This window comes from Luteimonas sp. MC1828, assembly GCF_016461615.1.
GTDB lineage: Bacteria > Pseudomonadota > Gammaproteobacteria > Xanthomonadales > Xanthomonadaceae > Luteimonas.
In genome coordinates this window covers 616,216-637,680 of record NZ_JAEMNY010000002.1, presented here as the reverse complement: position 1 = coordinate 637,680, position 21,465 = coordinate 616,216, and the positions used below count along the sequence as shown (strand labels likewise).

The following is a 21,465-nucleotide window of genomic DNA, read 5'->3' as shown; positions in this document are numbered from 1 at the left end:
CACCGCCCGCTGTTCGCCTAGTGCGTGTACTTGTTGCTGATCGGGTAGCGGCGTTCGCGCCCGAAGGCGCGGCGCGAGATCTTCGGCCCCGGCGCCGACTGCTGGCGCTTCCACTCGCTGGTGCGCACCAGCTTCACCACGCGGTCCACCACCGCCACGTCGAACCCGGCGGCGGTGATCTCCTCGCGCGACTGCTCCTGGTCGACGAACCGGCGCAGGATGGCGTCCAGCACGTCGTAGGGTGGCAGTGAATCCTGGTCGAGCTGGTTGTCGCGCAGCTCCGCCGATGGCGCGCGCGCGATCACCGCGGGCGGGATGACCGGCGCGCCACCCACCGTGTTGCGCCACTTCGACAGGCCGTAGACCTCGGTCTTGTAGAGATCCTTGATGGGCGCGTAGCCGCCGCACATGTCGCCGTAGATGGTGGCGTAGCCCACCGCGTACTCGCTCTTGTTGCCGGTGGTCAGCACCAGGCCATCCAGCTTGTTGGACAGCGCCATCAGGATCGCGCCGCGCGCACGCGACTGCAGGTTCTCCTCGGCGGTATCCACCTCGCGCCCGGCAAAGGCCTCGCGCAGCACCGACAGGTAGCCTTCGAACGGTGCCTCGATCGGCACCGTCATCAGCTCCACGCCCAGCGCGCGGCACTGCTCGTCGGCCAGGTCGTTGCTGAGGTTGGCGGTGTAGCGCGACGGCATGCGCACGGCGGTGACGTTGCCGGCACCCAGCGCATCCACCGCCATCGCCAGCACGATCGACGAGTCGATCCCGCCCGACAGCCCCAGCCATGCGCGCGTGAACCCGTTCTTGGCGAAGTAGTCACGGATGCCGCGCACCACGGCGCGCCAGGCCAGCGCGTCCATGCTCTCGTCGCCATCGTCCATCCACGTGATGGGCGTGAACGCGCGACTCGCGGCGTCGTAGTCCACCACCAGCCACTGGTCGGTGAACGCGGCCGCGGCCGGATGCACCGTGCCGTCGCCGTCGGCCACCACCGAGGCGCCATCGAACACCAGCGCGTCCTGGCCGCCCACCACGTTGAGGTAGGCGATGGCCGCGCCGTTGTCGCGCGTGAGCGCGGCCAGCATGGCATCGCGCTGCGCGTGCTTGCCGCGCTCGAAAGGCGACGCGTTGGGCACGAGCACCAGCTGCGCACCCTGCGCCACGGTGTCGGCAATCGGCTCGGGAAACCACAGGTCCTCGCAGACCAGCAGGCCCACCGGCACGCCCCGAACGTCGAACACGCACGACCCGCCATCCGGATCGACGTGGAAATAGCGGCGCTCGTCGAACACGTTGTAGTTGGGCAGTTCGCGCTTGCGGTAGGTGCGCTCGACGCGGCCGTCGCGCAGCACGCTCGCCGCGTTGTAGAGGATGCTGCCGGCCGACTCCGGCCAGCCGACGACGGCCACGATGCCGGTCGCGGCCGCGGCCACCCGCTGCAGCGCGCGCTCGCAGTCTGCAAGGAACGACGGCCGCAGCAGCAGGTCTTCGGGCGGATAGCCGCTGATGGCGAGTTCGGGGAACAGCACGATGTCGGCGCCGTACTCGTCGCGCGCCTCGGCGATCATCGCCGCGATGCGGGTCGCGTTGCCTTCGACATCACCCACAGGGAAGTCGAACTGGGCGAGTGCGATGCGGAGCGTTGGGGTCATGTCAGATTCCATGCGTCAGCATGTCGATGGCGGCGAGGATGGCATCACGCTCGTGTGACAGGTCGGCCGCCTGCTTGCCCAGCATTCGCATGGGGACGCCCATGACCTGCGGCGTATCCATCACCATGTGTCGATCGCCCACCAGCAGGCTGGGCATCAGTCGCTCCATAACGCCACCGGCGCGCTCGACCGTCACCAGCGGCACGACCACGCGCGAGCCGATGGTCTCTATCAGGTTGCTCTGTACGTCGAGAAAGTACGGAATCAACTTCTCCGAGACCGGATCGGCATTGGCATACGCGACGAACTGGCTCATTCGCCCGCCCTGGCCGTGAATGCGCGCACGTGCTCGCTCAACATGCCGTCGCGCTCGATGCGGAGGTTGTAGGCCTCGATCGCCGCGCGGTTCTCATCCAGCCATTTCTCGCGCTTGCGTGCCCGCACCTCGGCCTCCAGCGCGCGCTCCAGCGTGGCGGACAGGTTGATGTCCAGGGCCTTGGCGGCCTCCAGCAGCCCCAGGTTGATGCTGACATTGGTGGCGCGCTTGCCAAAGCCGGCGTAGTCGTCACGAATGCGCATTGCTGCTCTCCAAAGTATGCGCATGGATGATGCGCATAGATGACTTGTGCAGTCAATCAGCTGGGGCCCGGGTGCGTGGCCGGGAGGCCATCGTCGGGGGACATGAGTCCTCAAGGGCCTTGGTACCCGGCACCCGACAGCACAAAGAAAAAACCCCGCACGAATGCGGGGTTCTCTTCAACGCGAAGCTGGCAGAAAAACTCAGCCAGCCAGGCGCTTGGCGATGGCGGCACCGAGGTCACCCGGCGACTTCACCGTGGTCACGCCGGCCTTCTCCATCGCCGCGAACTTGCCTTCCGCCGTGCCCGAACCGCCCGATGCGATCGCACCGGCGTGGCCCATGCGCTTGCCCTTCGGGGCGCTCGCGCCGGCGATGAAGCCGACCACCGGCTTGGTCACGTACTCGGCGATGAACTCGGCCGCTTCTTCCTCGGCCGAACCGCCGATCTCGCCGACCATGATGATGCCCTCGGTCTGCGCATCGTCCTGGAACAGCTTCAGGCAGTCGATGAAGTTCAGGCCGTTGATCGGGTCGCCGCCGATGCCGATCACCGTGGACTGGCCGAGGCCGGCGTCGGTGGTCTGCTTGACCGCTTCATAGGTCAGCGTGCCCGAGCGCGACACGATCGCGATCTTGCCCGGCATGTGGATGTGGCCCGGCATGATGCCGATCTTGCACTCGCCCGGAGTGATCACGCCGGGGCAGTTCGGGCCCACCAGCACGGTGTCCGGATAGGTACCGACCAGGGTCTTCTTGACGCGCAGCATGTCGAGCACCGGGATGCCCTCGGTGATGCACACGATCACCTTGATGCCGGCATCGGCGGCTTCGAGGATCGCGTCGGCCGCGAACGGTGGCGGCACGTAGATCACCGACGCATTGGCGCCGGTCTCGCCCACGGCATCGGCCACGGTGTTGAACACCGGCAGGCCCAGGTGCTCCGTGCCGCCCTTGCCGGGGGTCACGCCGCCGACGACCTTGGTGCCGTAGTCGAGCATCTGCTCGGCGTGGAAGGTGCCCTGCGTGCCGGTGAAGCCCTGCACGATGACCTTGGTGTCCTTGTTGATCAGAACGCTCATTCGAATTGGATCCTGGAAAAGTAGGAAGTGGGGGCTGCCGCGCGCTGCGCGGTCAGGCGGCCTTGGCGGCTTGGACGGCCTTGCGGGCGCCGTCGTTGATGTCGTCGGCCGGGGTGATGGCCAGGCCGCTCGACTTCAGCAGCGCCTTGCCTTCCTCCACGTTGGTGCCTTCCAGGCGCACGATCACCGGCACCTTGACGTCCACTTCCTTGACCGCGGCGATGATGCCCTCGGCAATCATGTCGCAGCGCACGATGCCGCCGAAGATGTTGACGAAGATCGCCTTCACGTCATCCGACGACAGGATCAGCTTGAACGCCTCGGTCACGCGCGCCTTGGTGGCGCCGCCGCCCACGTCCAGGAAGTTGGCCGGCGAGCCGCCTTCGAGCTGGATCACGTCCATGGTGGCCATGGCCAGGCCCGCGCCGTTGACCATGCAGCCGATGTTGCCGTCCATGGTCACGTAGTTGAGGTCGTGCTGGCTGGCCTTGACCTCGGTCTCGTCTTCCTGGCGGATGTCGCGCATGGCGACCAGCTCGGGGTGGCGGAAGCCGGCGTTGTCGTCGGAGTCGACCTTGCCGTCGAGCACCGCGAGGTTGCCGTCGGTGAGGATGGCGAGCGGATTGAGCTCCACCAGCGCCAGGTCCTTCTCGTTGAACAGCTTGTAGAGCCCCATCATGATCTTGGTGAGCTGGTTGACCTGCTTGGCGGTCAGGCCCAGGCCGAAGCCCATGTCGCGGCACTGGTAGGGCTGCAGGCCCTGCACGAAGTTCACGTTGAGCGACTGGATCTTCTCCGGCGTTTCCGCCGCCACCTGCTCGATGTCCACGCCGCCTTCGCTGGAGGCGATGAAGGTCACCGACTGCGTGCTGCGGTCCACCAGCACGGAGAGGTAGAGCTCCTTGGCGATATCGGTGGCCTGGGTGACCAGCACCGCGTCGATCGGCAGCTTGATGCCGGCCGTCTGGTAGGTCTCCATCCTGGTGCCGAGCATCGCCGTGGCGTACTCCTTGACCTGCTCGAGCGTCTTGGCGAGCTTCACGCCACCGGCCTTGCCGCGGCCGCCCGCGTGGATCTGGGCCTTGACCACCCAGAAGTCGCCGCCGATGGCCTTGGCCGCGTCAACGGCCTCCTCGGCGGTATGCGCAACGCGCCCGGCCGGGACTGCAATGCCGTAATCGGCAAACAACTGCTTCGCCTGGTACTCGTGGAAGTTCATGTGGGGATCCGTGGTGGGAGGATGGGACAGCGCCCGCCATTCTCGCCGATCCGGCCGCCCCACGCCAAAAACTCCTCCCCCCGCCTCGGCGGACACGGCGTCCGGCACCTATATAGTGCGTGGACACCCAGGGGGGAGCCACGGTCCTTGCCAAGCCCAACCGCCGATCGCGCCATGCGCCGCGAGCTCTACCTGCTTGCCCTCTACCGGGTGCTCGAGGCCACGCTGCTGGCGGCCATGGTGTTCAGCCCGGCCGGCGCGCTGTTCGGCGAGGCCCGCGACCCGGCGCTCGCCGCCACCGTGGCCGTGGCCTACGTGCTGATGTCGCTGGTGCTGCTGCTGTTCTCGCAGCGCGAGAACTACCCGATGCTGCCGCACCTGCTGGTGGGCATCGTCTGCGACGTCGGCGCCGCCACGCTGGCCACGCACGCCATGCCCAGCGCCGGGCCAGGCATCGCGATGATGCTGCTCTTCAACGTCGGCGCGGCCTCGCTGCTGCTGCCGCTGCGCCTCGGCCTGGTGGCCGCCGCCCTGGCCTCCGGCGCGCTGGTGGCGCAGTTCATGGTGGTCGTGGCGAGCGGCAGCATGGTGCGCGACCGCCCGCTGGCCGAGGTGCTGATGTTCGCCGTCAGCTACTTCGCCATGGCCACGCTGACCAACTTCCTGGGCCTGCAGACGCGCGAAAGCCGCACCATCGCCCAGCAGCGCGGCGCCGAAGCGGCGAACCTGGCCGAGATCAACGAACTGATCATCCGCCGCATGCGGGTGGGCGTGATGATGGTCGACGGTTCCGGACACATCCGCATGTCCAACGAGGCGGCCATGGTGCTGCTGGGCAACACCGCCAGCGGCGCCGACGGCCAGCTGCGCACGCTGCCGCAGATCTCCCCGGCGCTGGCCATGCGCGTGGCCGAATGGCGGCGCAGCGGCGAGAGCGATGACACCCCGCTGAAGATCGGCGACGACGGCCACGACATCCTGCCGCGCTTCGCGCGCCTGCTGGCCACCGACGACACCACCCTGATCTTCCTCGACGACACCTCGCTGGTGGCACGCCGCGCCGAGACCCTGACCCTGGCCGCGATGGGCCGCTTCTCGGCGAGCCTTGCGCACGAGATCCGCAACCCGCTGGCCGCGATCAGCTACGCCACGCAGCTGCTCGAGGAATCGCGCGACATCGGCGACAGCGACCGCCGCCTGCTGCAGATCGTCCACCAGCAGTGCATGCGCACCAATGGCATCGTCGAAAGTGTGCTCAGCCTGGCCCGCCGCGAACGCGCCCAGCCCGAGCACGTCGACCTGGTCGGGCTGGTGCGCAATTTCGTCGAGGACTACCGCGAGACCACCCCGGAGGAGAACGGCAGCGTCAAGGCCGCCGGCAGCCTGGCGCGGCTCCCCGCCATGATCGACCCGCGCCACCTGCACCAGGTACTGACAGCGCTGGTCAACAACGCCGTGCGCCATGGCCACCAGCCCGGCGAACCCGCGCGCATCACACTCCACGTCGACACGCAGGACGGCCTGCCGGTGATCCAGGTCAGCGACCGCGGCCCCGGCATCCCCGATGCCGTCACCGCGCAGCTGTTCCGCCCGTTCTTCACGACCTCCGAGCACGGCACCGGCCTGGGTCTCTACATCGCCCACGAGCTGTGCCGCGCCAACGAGGCCACGCTGGATTACGTGGCCGTTCCGGGCGGCGGAGCCTGCTTCCGGATGGTGTTGCGAGGCAGGAATGCGATGCTTGCCTCATCTTCAAACCTTTGACACTCGTCACAGTCTGCAAAAAGGTGCCAAAATTGGTCACCTTTCGCCTGACACGCCCATGACCATCATGAGTGAAGCCCGTAGCGCCCTTATCGTCGATGACGAACACGACATCCGCGAGCTGCTGGTGCTCACCCTCGGCCGCATGGGCCTGCGCACCGACACCGCCGCCAACCTGGCGGTCGCACGCGAAATGCTGGCCGTCGCCAGCTACGACCTCTGCCTGACCGACATGCGCCTGCCCGACGGCTCCGGGCTGGAACTGGTGAGCGACATCTCCACCCGCTTCCCCAACACCCCGGTGGCGGTGATCACCGCCTACGGCAACGTCGAAGCCGCCGTGGAAGCGCTGAAGGCCGGCGCATTCGACTTCGTCAACAAGCCGGTCGACATCAACGTGCTCAGAGGCCTGGTGCGCCAGGCGCTGGAGCTCAACACCAAGCGCACCACGCGCCCGGAGGAAGCCAGCCGCCTGCTCGGCACCTCGCCGGCCATGGTTGCCCTGCGCGACACCATCGCCAAGGTTTCGCGCAGCCAGGCGCCGGTGCACATCAGCGGCGAGTCCGGTACCGGCAAGGAGCTGGTGGCCCGCACCATCCACGCCCAGGGCGCGCGCGCCGGCGGGCCGTTCGTGCCGGTCAACTGCGGCGCCATCCCCACCGAGCTGATGGAAAGCGAGTTCTTCGGCCACAAGAAGGGCAGCTTCACCGGCGCCCACGCCGACAAGCCCGGCCTGTTCCAGACCGCCGACGGCGGCACCCTGTTCCTGGACGAAGTGGCCGAGCTGCCGCTGTCCATGCAGGTCAAGCTGCTGCGCGCCATCCAGGAAAAGAAGATCCGCCCGGTGGGTGCGAGCACCGAGATCGATGTCGACGTGCGCATCCTTTCGGCGACGCACAAGGACCTCAATGCGCTGGTGAATGCCGGCAGCTTCCGGCATGACCTGTATTACCGGATCAATGTGATCGAGCTGCACGTGCCGGCGCTGCGCGAGCGTGATGGCGACCTGCCGCTGCTGTCGAATGCGATCTTCGCGCGCCTGGCGCAGGCGATGCATCGCACTGCGCCGGTGCTGGGTCCGGATGCGCTGGCGGCGCTGGCGGGGTATGCCTTTCCGGGCAACGTACGGGAGCTGGAGAACGTGCTGGAGCGGGCGATGGCGCTGGCCGACAGCGACCACATCACGGCGGCGGATCTGCGCTTGCCGACGGGTGGCGGTGGCGGGTTTGCCTCGCAGGGTCGCGGCGCGCCGATGGCGGCACCGCCGCCGGTGGGTCCATCACCCGGCTCGCTCAACCCCCGCGAGACCGCGTCGAGCGCCCTGCCGTCCTATATCGAAGAGATCGAGCGCGCGGCGATCCAGCAGGCGCTGACCGAGAGCCGCTACAACAAGACCAAGGCAGCGGCGGCGCTGGGGATCACGTTCCGCGCACTGCGCTACAAGCTGAAGAAGCTCGGCATCGATTAGGGCCGCGGTCGTGGCCCGCAGTTCCTCGATGCCGGTTGATTCGGCCAGAGGCATGTGCTCTGCGCGGCCGACGTCAGGATCTGACCATCCACTCGCTTAGAGCGCGGCGGCCGGAAAGTTGCGCAGCGAGATTCTGAGCCCGGAAGCCGATATTCCGCTTCTGATAGATCCGTCACACTCGACCGGCCTCTTCCGACAATTTGCGTCACTTTCAGGCGCAAAACGTGACGCTATGCGACGCAACATTCCCGCCTGCGACAGTACTGATCGTGATTGCGGTTGCAGATCGATTCATCTGCACCGTTTGAGATGGCATTGGCACGCGTTGTGCATACACTCTCTCGGCACGTGCGACGTCGCACGGCTGCCACGGACCGGTACCCATCGGTGACGCGCGGCACGTGAAGTTGAATCCACTCCTAGGGGATACACCATGAAGAAGATGCAGAAGGGCTTTACCCTGATCGAACTGATGATCGTCGTTGCGATCATCGCCATCCTGGCCGCGATCGCGTTGCCGGCGTATAACCAGTACCGCGTGCGCTCGGCCAACAACGCATGCCTGGCAGAAGCCAAGGCTTATGTGAACTCGTTTGTAGCGGGCGTTCAGGGCGGCTTCGCCGACGCTGAACTGCCGGAGCACACTGCTGCTGCCTGCGACGCCGAAATTACCGGCACGCGTGCCCTCGTAGAAGGGGCCCCCGGCACCTTCACGGTGGTCGCTACCCCGAATGATCCGGGCGACACCGACACGCAGTGTGATTGGACCAACGCCACCTGCGAGCTGGCCCCGTAACATGTAGATGCGGTGCGGGGCACTACAGAGAACCGTAACGGCCCGAACAAGCCCCGCCTCGGCGGGGTTTGTTTTTTTTTTAGCTCTAAGTTCCGGTTCTCGAAACACGGAGACCTCAGAAACAAGTGAATTTGACATGCGACTTCAAAACTTGATGGACGCGTGCGTGGACGCAGTCACAAATTCGTGCTGACGAACTTCCTTGCCAACGGTAGCGTCAAGGGGTTGGCGCGTTCCTTGCATCTCAATCAACCTGGGTTCCACAGAGGTTTCCCCATGTTCCGCACCGCCCGCGGCTTCACGCTAATCGAACTCATGATCGTAGTGGCCATCATCGCCGCCCTTGCTGCCATCGCTCTTCCTGCATATAGCGCCTACCGGGTCCGTGCAGCCGAGGCCGCCTGCCAAGCCGAGATGAAGAGTTATGCCAACTTCGCGATCGCCACCTTGCACAACAACAACACTCCGGGGGCCGCGCCAATGCAGGCCTGCAGTGCCGCCGACAATGCCACCGTGATCGGAGTTGACATCACCGGCACTCCACGGCTGCCCGGCACCCGGCAAGTTGGTTGCGACATGGAATCCGGCAACTGCAGCTTCATGTGATCGCATGGATGATCCAGCCACCATCGATATTGGGTGATGGTGATCAATCCGAGTTCCACGTGGACTAAAGTCAACCCATCGCCCCCGAGATTTATCCATGAATGCAGTCACGACCGCCAACCTTGTCGGCATCACCGGCATTGCACGGCGCTTGGTGCTCGACGGCGCGTTGGATGAGGCAACCGCCCGCGACGCGCTGGACAAGGCCACCGCTGGACGCAAGCAGATCGCGCTATACCTGCGCGAGCAAAAGCTGGTCACGGCCGCACAGTTGGCCGCAGCCAACTCGGCGGAGTTCGGCATGCCGATCTTCGACCCCGCAACGATGGACGGCGCGCAGAGCGCAGTGAAGCTGGTCAAGGAAGACCTGCTGCAGAAGCATGGCGTGCTGCCGCTGTTCAAGCGCGGCAACAAGCTGTACGTGGGCATCGCCGACCCCACCAACACCCACGCGCTGGACGAGATCAAGTTCCACACCAACCTGATGGTGGAACCGATCCTGGTGGCCGAGGATGCCATCCGCCAGACCATGGAGCTGTGGCTGCAGGCCGCTGACAGCTTCGCCGAGGCGCTGGAAGACAGCGACGGCCTGGAGAACCTCGAGGTCGAGGCAGGTGACGACGACGCGCGAGACAGCGGCGTCGAAGGCAAGCAGGACGACACGCCGGTCGTGAAGTTCGTCAACAAGGTGCTGATCGACGCGATCAAGCGCGGGGCTTCCGACATCCATTTCGAGCCCTACGAGGACGACTATCGCGTGCGCCTGCGCATCGACGGCATCCTCAAGCAGACCGCCCGGATGCCGGTCAAGCTGAACTCGCGCATCAGCGCGCGCCTGAAGGTCATGGCGCAGCTCGACATCGCCGAGAAGCGGGTTCCGCAAGACGGCCGCATCAAGCTCAACATCAGCAAGACCAAGCAGATCGACTTCCGCGTGAGCACCCTGCCCACCCTGTTCGGCGAAAAGGTCGTACTGCGAATCCTGGACGCGGCCGCGGCCCGGCTGGGTATCGAAAAATTGGGCTACGAGCCGGATCAGCGCGCGCTGTTCGAAGACGCCATCCACAAACCCTACGGCATGGTGCTGGTCACCGGCCCCACCGGCTCGGGCAAGACGGTGAGCCTGTACACCGCGCTGGGCATCCTCAACGACGAGGTGCGTAACATCTCCACGGTGGAGGATCCGGTGGAGATCCGCCTCACCGGCGTGAACCAGGTGCAGCAGAACGAACGTCGCGGCATGACGTTCGCCGCCGCGCTACGCAGCTTCCTGCGTCAGGACCCGGACATCATCATGGTCGGCGAGATCCGCGACCTGGAGACCGCGGAGATCGCCATCAAGGCCGCCCAGACCGGCCACATGGTGCTCTCCACCCTGCACACCAACGATGCGCCGCAGACCATCGCCCGCCTGCTGAACATGGGCATCGCGCCCTACAACATCACCAGTTCGGTCACCCTGGTGATCGCCCAGCGCCTGGCGCGCCGGCTGTGCGAGCGCTGCAAGCAGCCGGTGGAACTGCCCGACAACGCCCTGCTAGCCGCGGGCTTCACCGCGGACGACGTGCATGAAGGATTCACCGTCTACGAGGCGGTGGGCTGCGACCAGTGCACTGGCGGTTACAAGGGCCGCAGCGGCATCTACCAGGTCATGCCGATGACCGACGAGATCGCGGCCATCGTGCTGGAGGGCGGCAATGCCATCCAGATCGCGGCAGCGGCTCAGAAATCGGGCGTCCGCGACCTGCGCCAGTCGGCGCTGCTGAAGGTGAAGGCGGGCGTGACCAGCTTGGCGGAAATCAGCCGCGTCACCACCGACTGAGCGGCCGGACGCTGGAAACCGGCCCCACGTCACAGGCCGGCGCTTCACATGGGGCCGCAACCGGCTACCATCGCTGGCTGGGGCTCCAAGGGGACTAGATATGGCCGTGACACGTTCCGCCGCCAAGACCGCTGCGCGTCAGGCTGCCAAGCCGACCCGCGACGGCGTGACCCTGCCTATGTTTGTCTGGGAGGGCGTAGACAAGCGCGGCAAGAAAATGAAGGGCGAGCAGCAGGCCAGGAACGCCAACCTGCTGCGCGCCGAGCTGCGCCGCCAGGGCATCCAGCCGGGCAAGGTGAAGCCCAAGGGCAAGCCGTTGTTCGGCTCCGCCGGCAAGCCGGTCAGCCCCCGCGACATCGCGGTGTTCAGCCGCCAGATCGCGACCATGATGAAGTCCGGCGTGCCGATCGTGATGGCGCTGGAGATCATCGGCAACGGGCAGAAAAACCCGCGGATGAAGAAGCTCATCGACGACGTCCGCATGGACATCGAGGGCGGCTCGTCAATCTACGAGGCCATGTGCAAGCACCCGGTGCAGTTCGACGAGCTGTACCGCAACCTGGTGCGCGCTGGCGAATCCTCGGGTGCGCTGGAAACGGTGCTGGCCACCGTGGCCGACTACAAGGAAAACATCGAGTCCATCAAGGGCAAGATCAAGAAGGCGCTGTTCTACCCGGCCGCCGTCATCGCAGTGGCGATCCTCGTCTGCGCCGTACTGATGGTCTATGTGGTGCCGATCTTCAGCGAGCAGTTTGCCAGCTTCGGCGCCGAGCTTCCCGCGTTCACCGCGCTGGTGTTCGGAATCTCGGGGATGATGGTGAAGTGGTGGTGGGCGATTGTGGTCGTGGCCGTTGCCGGTGCCGCCACGTTCCTCTTCTTCTACAGGCGCTCGCTGCCGCTCCAGCACTGGGTGGATCGCATGCTGCTGAAGATCCCGGTGATCGGCCAGGTGCTGCACAACTCCGCTATCGCGCGCTTCTCGCGCACGCTGGGCGTGACCTTTGCGGCAGGCGTGCCGCTGGTGGAGGCCATGGAGAGCGTGGCCGGTGCGACCGGCAGTACCGTGTACCAGAAGGCCGTGGACGCCATGCGTGAGGACGTCTCGGTGGGCTATCCGCTGAACGTCGCCATGAAGCAGGTCAACCTGTTCCCGCACATGGTGGTGCAGATGACCGCCATCGGCGAAGAGGCCGGCGCGCTCGACACCATGCTGTTCAAGGTGGCCGAGTTCTACGAGGAAGAAGTGGGCAATGCGGTTGATACGATTTCCAGCTTGATCGAGCCGTTCGTGATGGTGGTGATCGGCGGCATGGTGGGCTCGATCGTGGTGGCCATGTACCTGCCGATCTTCAAGCTCGCCCTGACGGTGATGTAAGCAAGGCATGTCTTTCCTCGGCGACAACCCCGAACTGGGCTATCCGGTGATCGCAGGCCTCGGCCTGCTGGTCGGCAGCTTCCTCAACGTGGTGATCCTGCGCCTGCCCAGGCGCATGGAGTGGGAGTGGAAGCGCGACAGCCGCGAGATGCTTGGCGAGCCGGAGATGTACGACCCGCCGCCACCGGGGATCGTGGTGGAGCGCTCGCACTGCCCGCACTGCGGCCATCAGCTCAGCTGGTTCGAGAACATCCCGGTGTTCAGCTGGCTGGCGCTGCGCGGCAAATGCCGCTCATGCAAGGCGCCCATCTCCGCGCAGTACCCGGCGGTCGAGCTGCTGACGATGCTGCTGATGGTGCTGTGCGTGTGGCGCTTCGGCTTCGGCTGGCAGGGCTTTGGCGCCTGCCTGCTCACCTGCTTCCTGATCGCACTGTCGGGCATCGACCTGCGCACCCAGCTGCTGCCTGATTCGCTCACCTTGCCGCTGATGTGGCTGGGGCTGATCGCGGCGGTGGAGAACCTGTACGTCGCGCCCAAGGCGGCGCTGCTGGGCGCCATTGCAGGCTACGTGAGCCTGTGGTCGGTGTGGTGGGTGTTCAAGCAGGTCACCGGCAAGGAAGGCATGGGCCACGGCGACTTCAAGCTGCTCGCCGCGCTGGGCGCCTGGTGCGGCCTGGCCGGCGTGCTGCCGACCATCCTGATGTCATCGCTGGTGGGCGCCATTGTTGGCGGCGCCTGGCTGGCCATCAAGGGCCGCGACCGTGCCACCCCGATCCCTTTCGGACCGTTCCTTGCGCTGGCCGGCTGGATCGTCTTCATGTGGGGCGAGCAGATCATGGGCGCTTACATGGCCTACGCCGGGTTCTGACCTCTCTCCCCGAAAACGGGGAGATGCCTGCCACACTCATCGCATGGCCGACTACACCATCGCCCTCACCGGCGGCATCGCCTCCGGCAAGTCCGAAGTGGAGCGCCGCTTCCGCGCGCTCGGCATCACCGTCGCCGACGCCGACCAGGCATCCCGTGACGTTGTGGCCCGCGGTACCGAAGGCTTGGCGGAAGTCGTGTCCGTGTTTGGCACGGACGCCCTCGATGCCGAAGGCGACCTCGACCGCCCTGCGATGCGCCGCCTGGTATTCAACGACGCCACCGCGCGGCATCGCCTGGAAGCCATCATTCACCCGCGCGTGCGCCTCGCGTTGCGCGCTGCCTGCGCGGCAGCGCCGGGCCCTTACGCCATGGCTGCCATCCCCTTGCTCGCAGAAGGCGGCCGTGCGGCATACCCCTGGTTGCACCGCGTGCTGGTGGTCGACGTGCCTGTCGACGTGCAGCTGGCGCGGCTACTGCGTCGCGACGGCATCGACGGGGCGCTGGCGTGGAAGATGATCCGCGCACAGGCCGGCCGCGAGGAGCGGCTGGCGATTGCCGACGATGTGATCATCAATGACGGGCCGGTCGCGGCGCTGGACGGCGCGGTGACGGCGCTGCATGGGCGCTACCTGGAGCTGGCGCGGGGTGCTGCGGTGCGCGGATAGCTGGTCAGCGCCGGGCAACGGTACGGTATGGGCCGTCCGCGCCTGCATACGGCTCCCCTGTCTCCACACGCGCGCAGACCCGATCACCGCACAGGGTGAGATCGGCCGCATTGATCGCCTGGAGAAGCCGTTGATCGCGGCTGATCGAAGCCAGCTCGCGCTTGGCTGAAGCCAGGGCCAGCGTCGCGCCGGCAACGGCGACCACGGCGCCGATCAGCAGCGCAGCTGATGCGATCCAGAGCACGCGCATGCGCGACTCGACCGCAACAGCCTGCGCCACCGCTGCCCGGGTGCGCTCTGCCCCGAGTGTGTTGGCAGCGGACGTGACCTCGCGTCGGAAATCGGCGCTGGTGCGCTCAAGTTGTTCGACCGCGCGCGTGCTCCGCTCGTCGAGGCGCCCGGCCACGACAGCCAGCTGCAGCGCGAACTCGCGCGGGTCGAGATCGGCCGGCAACCGGGTCATGGGTGCAGCATCGCCGGCGCACCCTGCCCTGGCGCGACCGGGTGAGGCGGTCGGCGCGCTACTTCCTGCTCCACCTCTGCGCGCAGGCGGATGGGGTCTTCGTCACTCCGGTATGTAGTCGACCAGGCTTGGCCGAGTCGCAGACCAGACTTGAAGACCTGGCCCATGGGGGTCTCGAGATAGGCCTTGGCCACCGCTGACATGCTGGCCGCTCCCTGGCGCTGCGCGGCGTCGAAAAGCTGGTCGAACATGACCTCCACGGTGTCGCGCGCCACCAGTATTTCCGCCCGCATGGGGAGGGACGATCGCGCTGCAACGTGGTCGAGCAGCGTCACCTCGCGCGTATGCATCCGTTCGATGGCGGTCAGCGCCGCATCCATCTTCGGGTCGGTGCCGCCCGGTGTACGTCCGCGCTCCACATGACGCCACTGCAGGGTGGCCGCGAGATCGTGGTCGACGGGGTCCCTGGCGCAGGGATCGGGAACCAGCACCTTGCACGCAGGCGACAGGTCGGTGTGGATGCGACGCTCACCGTTGCGCCGGTAGTGCACGGTTTCGATGACGCCGAGCTGGTGCTGGTCAGAGCTGTGGATGACGTACAGGCGCGGGTCGAGCGGCACCGGCACCTTTTGCAGCAGCGGCGCGCCAAACATGGTGTTGAGGTAGTCCACGTCCATGTTCTGGACGCGCCGCGAAATGCCGTCGATCAGGTAGCCGCCCCCGACGTCCGCGTGCGCGCCGGGCACGGAGAAGTTGGCGACGCGGCCGCGCTCCGACAGTCCGTCGGGCAAGTGGCGTGTGGCATCGAACAGGCCGCGTGCTTCGTGCAGGGCGGTGAACCCCAATGCGCTGACATTCGAGCTCGGGAATGCCCGCGGCTCGTCTTTTATGGAGGCGGCGACCGGGTCGTGGATCAGCGCGACCTGCACTGTTCGGCCGGGTGCCACCAGCGGCGGGCGATCGGCGTACTTGATGCTGCTGAGCAGGCCGTCGGAATCGAGAACAACCTGGGCACCCTTGGTGCTGAGAATGCCCCGATCGTGGATCAACCGCTGCAGCGCGGGAACCTGTTCCGCGCCGCGGCTGAAGCCGATGCCTACGAGGTGAATCCTGACGTTGGGATCCTCGTCGATCCACTTGGCCGCCTGCGCGCAGAACTGGTAGTACACGTGCTCGACCCGACGCTGGAATGTGCCACCGCTGATGCCATCGGCGGCCTTGGACAAACTGTGGCTCTGGGTGCCAATGCCTTCGACGTAGCCAACGGCAATCGCCGAATTCTTCAGGCCTTCGATATCCTTCTTCAGACGTCCAACAATCGTGTGTTGCTCAGAAGAATCCTTGTAGATGCTATTTCCTGTGCCATCCATTGCCGCAACAAATACGCGGTCGGGTGCTGTTTCCAGGAGAAGCGGGACCCGCAACTGCGCTAGTCGGTCCTCGGCCAACTGCAAATAGACCATGTCCGCTGCAGTTGCCCGCCGAGCCTGCACGCCGTCCGGCGTCAATCGGAAATCAGCCATGCAATCCTCCTTGATTGCAATCTGTCGCGACTAGTAAGTCTTGGAATCGACGAGCACCATTCCTGAATATTGGTCACTGTGTGGATTGTCAGGATTTTTCAGTTCTTTCAACGCCATCCATGTACTCATGTAAACATTGATGGTGCGGCCGTCGACGACGAGAATAATGCCCGGATAGGGAATGAAGCTATCCTCGAGAATATCTTCTCGCTTCGCGGTGTGTCGCACCATGCGATCCGCAAAGATCTCCGCCATGTCGACGCTGGCCGTTAGCGATGTTCCATCAAGCGAGACCCACGTGACTTCTGCCGGCGGTGGGAAATTCCGGATCGGCCCATTCCCTGCCCGCAGCATCTTCTCCAACGGATGACCATGCGATTCGACTGAAGCCTGCGGCCGGTCGCTGCCATGCCAATCATTCGCATAGCGGATTTCGCAGCGCTGTGTGTCGAAGCAGTAGCCGCCAAACTGATGCCACGCAAACCACAACGGCCAATCCGCCACCGTGCCGGTAAACGGACCATGCCCCGGGGGCGGCGTCATCGGATCGAACTCGGGCTCCACGGCATTGCATCCCTGCAGCAGCGTAGCGCCGGTCAATACTGTGGCGAGGAAGGCTGCCAGGCCTGCGCGCCGGTGGTGGCATCTGCGCATGCATCCATATCCTTATGGTCTGCGCCCGAAGCTAGTCAGGCCCAGTGAGGGCGTCAAGTCGGGTTTGTCCGCGCGTCACAGTTTCAGCGCGGTGGGTGCGCCCACAGGCCGCGAATGGCGGCGATGCCCTGGCCCCCATGGCGCCTTGCGACAGCAACGTCCTCCTCCCCCATGCCGCCGATGGCGTACATCGGAAGCACCACGCCTTCGCGCAGCTCGGAAAACCTTGTCCAGCCGATACCGGCCTGGCCGGGGTGCGTGGCAGTGGCCATCACCGGGCCGACCACGCAAAAGTCGCAGGCCAGGCGCGCGGCGTGCTGCAGCTCATCCGCGTCGTGGCACGAGGCGGCCAGCGCCGCGCCCTCGGCCAGCACCGGGCGTTCGCCGAGCGCGGCGAGCTGTGCGGCACGCAGGTGCAGGCCGGCGCCGAGTTCGCGCGCCATCTCTGCGTCGCCATTGACCAGCATCTCGGCGCCGGTGCGCCTGCATCGATCAAACGCCGCGCCGGCCAGCGTGCGCACCCGCGCCGGCTCCAGTCCGGGCAGGCGCAGCTGCACGCGTGCGATGCCGGCATCCAGCGAGGCGTCCAGCGACGCCAGCCAGGCCGCATCGGCGCGTGCGGGGTCGCCGTCATCCGCAGGCAGCGGGGTGACCAGATAGCGATCGGGCTGGTGCAGCGCAGCCACCACGGGAATGTCCGCGGGCGGCATGGCGTAGGTGTGCAGCTTGTGCAGCGGCACCCAGGCCAGGGCCTGGCCTTCGCGGCCGCGCGGCACGCCCTGCCAGCGCGCGATGCGGCGTACGTCAAGGCGCAGCCGCTTGCCCGGGTATGCCTGCGGCACGGTGATCAGCGGCGCGCCAACGGTGGCGGTGATGCCGAGTTCTTCGTGCAGTTCGCGGGCCAGCGCTTCGTCGGCGCCCTCGCCCGGTTCGCGCTTGCCGCCGGGGAATTCCCACAGACCGGCAAAGTCGCGGTTTACGGTGCGCCGCGTCAGCAGGACCCTGCCGCGCGCGTCGCTCAACACGCCCGCAACGACTTCGGTCACCTTCATGCCGCGGCCCTCTTCCCCCGGGTCAGCGGGGGAAGGTGCCCGGCGTGCGGACGGGGGCGATCCCGCGGGACCATTCCGTCAGGCGATCTGCCCATGGCAGTGCTTGAACTTCTTGCCGCTGCCGCAGGGGCACGGCTCGTTGCGACCGACCTTCGGCATGCCGGGCGGACCGTCGAGCTGGTAGTCGGGAGTGGCGGCCTCTTCGTCGGCGCCGTAGCCGCCGGAATCGGCGTGCTGGAACTGCAGGTTGCGCGCCTGGGCCTCGGCCTGCTGGCGCTCCTGCGCTTCCATCGCCGCCACTTCTTCCTCGCTGCGCACGCGCACGCGGGCCAGCAGGGTGATGACTTCGCGCTTGACCTTGTCCAGCAGCTCGGAGAACAGCTCGAAGGCTTCCTTCTTGTACTCCTGCTTGGGCTGCTTCTGGGCGTAGCCGCGCAGGTGGATGCCCTGGCGCAGGTAATCCATGCGCGCAAGGTGCTGCTTCCAGTTGTCGTCGAGCACGCTGAGCATGATGTGCTTCTCGAGCATGCGCATGGTCTCGCCACCGACCGATGCTTCCTTGTCGCTGAACACCTTGGCCATCAGGTCCTGGACGTGGTTCTGGATGCCCTCGGCGTCGAGTTCGGACTGCGAGGTGGCCCAATGCACCAGGTCCACGTTCTGGCCGAAGTCGGCTTCGAGCGCCGCCTGCAGGCCGGCGAGGTCCCACTGCTCGTCGATCGAGTCCGGCGGCACGAAGCGGTCCACCAGCTCGCCCACCACGTCGCCGCGGATGCCGGCGACGTTGTCGTGGATGCTGTCGGCGTCGAGCAGTTCATCGCGCTGCGCGTAGATCACCTTGCGCTGGTCGTTGTTGACGTCGTCGAAGTCGAGCAGGTTCTTGCGGATGTCGAAGTTGTGGGCCTCGACCTTGCGCTGCGCGTTGGCGATCTGCTTGGAGACGAGCGGCGACTCGATGATGTCGTCTTCCTTCAGGCCCATGCGCGCCATGACCTTCTGCACCCAGTCGGCGGCGAAGATGCGCATCAGGTTGTCTTCGAGCGACAGGTAGAAGCGGCTGGAGCCCGGGTCGCCCTGGCGCCCGGAGCGGCCGCGCAGCTGGTTGTCGATGCGGCGCGATTCATGGCGCTCGGTGCCGACGATGTGCAGCCCGCCGGCTGCCTTCACCGCGTCGTGGCGCTGCTGCCAGGCCGCCTTGAGGCGCGCGCGCGTGGCGTCGTCGATCTCGCCCTGCTCGGCCTCGAGCGCGGCGATCTCGGCTTCCAGCGAACCGCCGAGCACGATGTCGGTACCGCGGCCGGCCATGTTGGTGGCGATGGTGACCGCGCCCGGCGCACCCGCGTTGGCGACGATCTGCGCCTCGCGCTCGTGCTGCTTGGCGTTGAGCACTTCGTGGTGGATGCCGGCCTCGGTGAGCTGCTGGCTGAGCATCTCGGAGACTTCGATCGAGGTGGTGCCGACCAGCACCGGCTGCTGGCGCGCGTGTGCGTCCTTCAGCTCGTTGATCACCGCGCGGTACTTGCCGGCGCGGTTGAGGAACACCGCATCCGGATGGTCCTTGCGCACCATCTCGCGGTTGGTGGGGATGACCACCACTTCCAGGTTGTAGATGGACTGGAACTCGAACGCTTCGGTATCGGCGGTGCCGGTCATGCCGGCGAGCTTGCCGTACATGCGGAACAGGTTCTGGAAGGTGATGCTGGCGAGCGTCTGGTTCTCGCGCTGCACCGGAACGCCTTCCTTGGCCTCGACCGCCTGGTGCAGGCCGTCGGACCAGCGGCGCCCGGTGAGGGTGCGGCCAGTGAACTCGTCCACGATCACCACTTCGCCGTCGCGGACGATGTAGTCCACGTCGCGCTGGTAGATGGCGTGTGCGCGCAGCGCGGCGTTGAGGTGGTGCACCACGTGGATGTTCTGCGGCGCGTACAGGCCATCGTCCTCGCCGAGGATGCCGGCGCTGCGCAGCAGGTTTTCGGCGTGTTCCTGTCCGGCCTCGGACAGGTGGACCTGCTTGCCCTTCTCGTCCACCCAGTAGTCGCCCTCGCTGTCCTCTTTCTCCTGGCGGCTGAGCGAGGGGACGATGCGGTTGACCTTGATGTACAGCTCGGGCGAGTCGTCGGACGGGCCGGAGATGATCAGCGGCGTGCGCGCCTCGTCGATCAGGATGGAGTCGACTTCGTCGATGATGGCGTAATGCAGGCCGCGCTGGTGGCGCTGGTCGCGCGACAACGCCATGTTGTCGCGCAGGTAGTCGAAGCCGAATTCGTTGTTGGTGCCGTAGGTGATGTCGGCGGCGTAGGCGGCGGCCTTGTCGCCGTGCGGCATGCCCGGGTACACCACGCCGACCGACAGGCCGAGCCAGTTGTACAGGCGGCCCATCCATGCGGAGTCGCGGCGCGCCAGGTAGTCGTTGACGGTGACCACGTGCACGCCCTTGCCCTCGAGCGCGTTGAGGTAGGTGGGCAACGTGCCGACCAGGGTCTTGCCTTCGCCGGTGCGCATCTCGGCGATCTTGCCGGTGTGCAGCACCATGCCGCCGACCAGCTGCACGTCGTAGTGGCGCATGCCCAGCACGCGGACCGAGGCCTCGCGGCAGACGGCGAACGCTTCCGGCAGCAGTTTGTCGAGCGACTCGCCGTTGGCGATGCGCTCGCGGAATTCGGGGGTCTTGGCCTGCAGCTCGGCGTCTGACAGCGCCTGCATCTGCGTTTCGAACGCATTGACCTTGGCGACAACCTTGTTGAACTGTCCGACGACGCGTTCGTTGCGGCTGCCGAAGACGCTGGTAAGCAGGCGATTGAGCATGGATTGACCGTTGCTGTGAAGAGTGGCCCGGGGACTACGCCGGGATGTCATGGTTCCGGAAACAGGAAAAGGGCGCGGGGCGCCCTTCTCTGCTGGCGACGACATTGTACCGTGGGGGTCTGCAGGCCGCCTATCAAGCCCCCCGGCGCAGGATCAGCCGCGCTTGGCGACCGCCTGCTGGTCGCCGAGGAACTGGCGCGGGTTGGCGACGCGGCCGTTTTCCCAGACCTCAAAGTGCACATGCGCGCCGGTGCTGCGGCCGGTGGAGCCGGCACGCGCGATCTGCTGGCCCACGCGCACCAGGTCGCCCACCTTCACCACGTTGCGCGAGTTGTGCGCGTAGCGGGTGACGTAGCCGTTGCCGTGGTCCACCTCGACCACGTTGCCGTAGCCCGAGCGCACGCCGGAATAGCTGACCACGCCGTCGGCGACCGACATCACCGCGTCGCCGGTGTTGGCGTCGAAATCGATGCCCTTGTGGTACGCGGCGCCGCCGCCGAACGGATCGGCGCGGCGGCCGAAGCCGGAGGTGATGTAGCTGGCGGCCACCGGCGAACGCGAGGGCACGGCGTTGCGGTCGAGCTCGCGGTTGAACAGCAGCGACTCGAGCACCGAGAGCTGGCTGCCGGCGCCGGTGAGCTCGGAACCCGCCTGGGCGATGCCCTCGCGCAGCTCGGTGGCCGGCATGTCGCCGACCGGGCCGTAGCCGCCCACGCCCACCGGGCGGTTGAAGTCGAATTCGCCGTCGCCAAGCTGGGCCACGCGGGTCAGGCGGTCGCCGAGCGCGTTCAGGCGGTTGGCCTGGGCCTGCAGCTCGCCGAGGCGGGCGGCCAGTGCATTCACCTCGCGCTGCGCGGCGCGGCGGGTGTCATCAAGGCGCGCGTCCTGCGTCTGCAGCTGCGCCTGGAGGTTGTTCACGTGCCCGGCCTGCAGGCTGGCACCGAGCGTGGTGCCGAGCACCAGCATGGCAGCAGCGGCGGCGAGCGGTTTGCGGCCGGCGACGCGCGCGACCCGAAGGGCGCTGCGGCGGGCGTATTGCAGGAGCCAGTCCTGCGAATGTTGAAGTGAG

The 21,465-nt window shown here is 66.5% G+C and carries 17 protein-coding genes and 2 pseudogenes; 8 read left to right on the top strand and 11 right to left on the bottom strand.

Annotated features, from left to right (window positions below):
- Window positions 1–17: 17 nt before the first annotated feature.
- From JHB91_RS12815 to sucC, 5 genes are all read right to left on the bottom strand, one after another.
- Complete coding sequence (locus JHB91_RS12815; RefSeq protein ID WP_199473129.1) at window positions 18–1,655, bottom strand: NAD+ synthase; 1,638 nt, start codon at window positions 1,653–1,655, stop codon at window positions 18–20.
- A gap of 1 nt (window position 1,656) precedes the next feature.
- Entirely contained in the window at window positions 1,657–1,971 is a 315-nt protein-coding gene (locus JHB91_RS12810; protein WP_199373400.1) for a CcdB family protein, read from the bottom strand.
- Window positions 1,968–2,234, bottom strand: coding sequence for a type II toxin-antitoxin system CcdA family antitoxin (locus JHB91_RS12805; protein WP_199473128.1), 267 nt, complete (start codon window positions 2,232–2,234; stop codon window positions 1,968–1,970). Before JHB91_RS12805 ends, JHB91_RS12810 begins: the two co-directional genes overlap by 4 nt.
- Window positions 2,235–2,435: 201 nt before the next feature.
- Complete coding sequence (gene sucD, locus JHB91_RS12800; RefSeq protein WP_199373402.1) at window positions 2,436–3,314, bottom strand: succinate--CoA ligase subunit alpha; 879 nt, start codon at window positions 3,312–3,314, stop codon at window positions 2,436–2,438.
- Between the two features lie 52 nt (window positions 3,315–3,366).
- Window positions 3,367–4,533: an ADP-forming succinate--CoA ligase subunit beta gene (gene sucC / locus JHB91_RS12795; RefSeq protein WP_199373403.1), complete on the bottom strand. Its 1,167-nt coding sequence runs from the start codon at window positions 4,531–4,533 to the stop codon at window positions 3,367–3,369.
- A gap of 174 nt (window positions 4,534–4,707) precedes the next feature.
- Here sucC and JHB91_RS12790 point away from each other — a divergent pair, with 174 nt between their 5' ends.
- The 8 genes and pseudogenes from JHB91_RS12790 to coaE all read left to right on the top strand — a co-directional run bounded on the left by JHB91_RS12790 (window position 4,708) and on the right by coaE (window position 13,899).
- Window positions 4,708–6,297 (top strand): ATP-binding protein, encoded by a 1,590-nt coding sequence (locus JHB91_RS12790; RefSeq protein ID WP_199473127.1) that lies wholly within the window; start codon window positions 4,708–4,710, stop codon window positions 6,295–6,297.
- 67 nt (window positions 6,298–6,364) lie between these two features.
- On the top strand, window positions 6,365–7,765 hold the full coding sequence (locus JHB91_RS12785) for a sigma-54 dependent transcriptional regulator (protein WP_199373405.1): 1,401 nt from the start codon (window positions 6,365–6,367) through the stop codon (window positions 7,763–7,765).
- Window positions 7,766–8,198: 433 nt separating this feature from the next.
- Window positions 8,199–8,291: pseudogene (locus JHB91_RS12780) on the top strand (prepilin-type N-terminal cleavage/methylation domain-containing protein); the annotation flags it as partial.
- Window positions 8,292–8,837: 546 nt separating this feature from the next.
- A pseudogene (locus JHB91_RS14140) lies at window positions 8,838–8,951 on the top strand (prepilin-type N-terminal cleavage/methylation domain-containing protein); the annotation flags it as partial.
- Window positions 8,952–9,264: 313 nt separating this feature from the next.
- Window positions 9,265–10,989, top strand: a complete 1,725-nt coding sequence (pilB, locus tag JHB91_RS12770; RefSeq protein ID WP_199473126.1) for a type IV-A pilus assembly ATPase PilB — start codon at window positions 9,265–9,267, stop codon at window positions 10,987–10,989.
- A 178-nt stretch (window positions 10,990–11,167) separates the two neighbouring features.
- A complete protein-coding gene (locus JHB91_RS12765; protein WP_233398738.1) occupies window positions 11,168–12,364 on the top strand; it encodes a type II secretion system F family protein in 1,197 nt (398 codons plus the stop codon).
- A gap of 7 nt (window positions 12,365–12,371) precedes the next feature.
- Window positions 12,372–13,232, top strand: coding sequence for an A24 family peptidase (locus JHB91_RS12760; RefSeq protein ID WP_199473124.1), 861 nt, complete (start codon window positions 12,372–12,374; stop codon window positions 13,230–13,232).
- 43 nt (window positions 13,233–13,275) lie between these two features.
- Window positions 13,276–13,899 carry a dephospho-CoA kinase gene (gene coaE / locus JHB91_RS12755; RefSeq protein ID WP_199473123.1) on the top strand — a complete coding sequence of 208 codons (624 nt, stop codon included), beginning with the start codon at window positions 13,276–13,278 and terminating at the stop codon, window positions 13,897–13,899.
- A gap of 4 nt (window positions 13,900–13,903) precedes the next feature.
- Here coaE and JHB91_RS12750 read toward each other — a convergent pair whose 3' ends face one another.
- The 6 genes from JHB91_RS12750 to JHB91_RS12725 all read right to left on the bottom strand — a co-directional run bounded on the left by JHB91_RS12750 (window position 13,904) and on the right by JHB91_RS12725 (window position 21,362).
- Window positions 13,904–14,362 (bottom strand): hypothetical protein, encoded by a 459-nt coding sequence (locus JHB91_RS12750; protein ID WP_199473122.1) that lies wholly within the window; start codon window positions 14,360–14,362, stop codon window positions 13,904–13,906.
- Window positions 14,359–15,885 carry a DUF2235 domain-containing protein gene (locus tag JHB91_RS12745; protein ID WP_199473121.1) on the bottom strand — a complete coding sequence of 509 codons (1,527 nt, stop codon included), beginning with the start codon at window positions 15,883–15,885 and terminating at the stop codon, window positions 14,359–14,361. Before JHB91_RS12745 ends, JHB91_RS12750 begins: the two co-directional genes overlap by 4 nt.
- Window positions 15,886–15,915: 30 nt before the next feature.
- Window positions 15,916–16,539, bottom strand: a complete 624-nt coding sequence (locus tag JHB91_RS12740) for a hypothetical protein (protein WP_199473120.1) — start codon at window positions 16,537–16,539, stop codon at window positions 15,916–15,918.
- 83 nt (window positions 16,540–16,622) lie between these two features.
- Window positions 16,623–17,591, bottom strand: a complete 969-nt coding sequence (locus JHB91_RS12735) for a Nudix family hydrolase (RefSeq protein WP_199473119.1) — start codon at window positions 17,589–17,591, stop codon at window positions 16,623–16,625.
- Window positions 17,592–17,669: 78 nt separating this feature from the next.
- Window positions 17,670–20,396 carry a preprotein translocase subunit SecA gene (secA, locus tag JHB91_RS12730; protein WP_199373423.1) on the bottom strand — a complete coding sequence of 909 codons (2,727 nt, stop codon included), beginning with the start codon at window positions 20,394–20,396 and terminating at the stop codon, window positions 17,670–17,672.
- 153 nt (window positions 20,397–20,549) lie between these two features.
- Window positions 20,550–21,362, bottom strand: coding sequence for a M23 family metallopeptidase (locus tag JHB91_RS12725; RefSeq protein ID WP_233348231.1), 813 nt, complete (start codon window positions 21,360–21,362; stop codon window positions 20,550–20,552).
- Window positions 21,363–21,465: the final 103 nt, after the last annotated feature.

What these genes read in the sequence shown, in the direction of transcription:
- JHB91_RS12815 (WP_199473129.1), bottom strand. Translation starts at nt 1,655, where the DNA reads ATGACCCCAACGCTCCGCATCGCACTCGCCCAGTTCGACTTCCCTGTG.
- JHB91_RS12810 (WP_199373400.1), bottom strand. Translation starts at nt 1,971, where the DNA reads ATGAGCCAGTTCGTCGCGTATGCCAATGCCGATCCGGTCTCGGAGAAG.
- JHB91_RS12805 (WP_199473128.1), bottom strand. Translation starts at nt 2,234, where the DNA reads ATGCGCATTCGTGACGACTACGCCGGCTTTGGCAAGCGCGCCACCAAT.
- sucD (WP_199373402.1), bottom strand. Translation starts at nt 3,314, where the DNA reads ATGAGCGTTCTGATCAACAAGGACACCAAGGTCATCGTGCAGGGCTTC.
- sucC (WP_199373403.1), bottom strand. Translation starts at nt 4,533, where the DNA reads ATGAACTTCCACGAGTACCAGGCGAAGCAGTTGTTTGCCGATTACGGC.
- JHB91_RS12790 (WP_199473127.1), top strand. Translation starts at nt 4,708, where the DNA reads ATGCGCCGCGAGCTCTACCTGCTTGCCCTCTACCGGGTGCTCGAGGCC.
- JHB91_RS12785 (WP_199373405.1), top strand. Translation starts at nt 6,365, where the DNA reads ATGAGTGAAGCCCGTAGCGCCCTTATCGTCGATGACGAACACGACATC.
- pilB (WP_199473126.1), top strand. Translation starts at nt 9,265, where the DNA reads ATGAATGCAGTCACGACCGCCAACCTTGTCGGCATCACCGGCATTGCA.
- JHB91_RS12765 (WP_233398738.1), top strand. Translation starts at nt 11,168, where the DNA reads ATGTTTGTCTGGGAGGGCGTAGACAAGCGCGGCAAGAAAATGAAGGGC.
- JHB91_RS12760 (WP_199473124.1), top strand. Translation starts at nt 12,372, where the DNA reads ATGTCTTTCCTCGGCGACAACCCCGAACTGGGCTATCCGGTGATCGCA.
- coaE (WP_199473123.1), top strand. Translation starts at nt 13,276, where the DNA reads ATGGCCGACTACACCATCGCCCTCACCGGCGGCATCGCCTCCGGCAAG.
- JHB91_RS12750 (WP_199473122.1), bottom strand. Translation starts at nt 14,362, where the DNA reads ATGACCCGGTTGCCGGCCGATCTCGACCCGCGCGAGTTCGCGCTGCAG.
- JHB91_RS12745 (WP_199473121.1), bottom strand. Translation starts at nt 15,885, where the DNA reads ATGGCTGATTTCCGATTGACGCCGGACGGCGTGCAGGCTCGGCGGGCA.
- JHB91_RS12740 (WP_199473120.1), bottom strand. Translation starts at nt 16,539, where the DNA reads ATGCGCAGATGCCACCACCGGCGCGCAGGCCTGGCAGCCTTCCTCGCC.
- JHB91_RS12735 (WP_199473119.1), bottom strand. Translation starts at nt 17,591, where the DNA reads ATGAAGGTGACCGAAGTCGTTGCGGGCGTGTTGAGCGACGCGCGCGGC.
- secA (WP_199373423.1), bottom strand. Translation starts at nt 20,396, where the DNA reads ATGCTCAATCGCCTGCTTACCAGCGTCTTCGGCAGCCGCAACGAACGC.
- JHB91_RS12725 (WP_233348231.1), bottom strand. Translation starts at nt 21,362, where the DNA reads ATGCTGGTGCTCGGCACCACGCTCGGTGCCAGCCTGCAGGCCGGGCAC.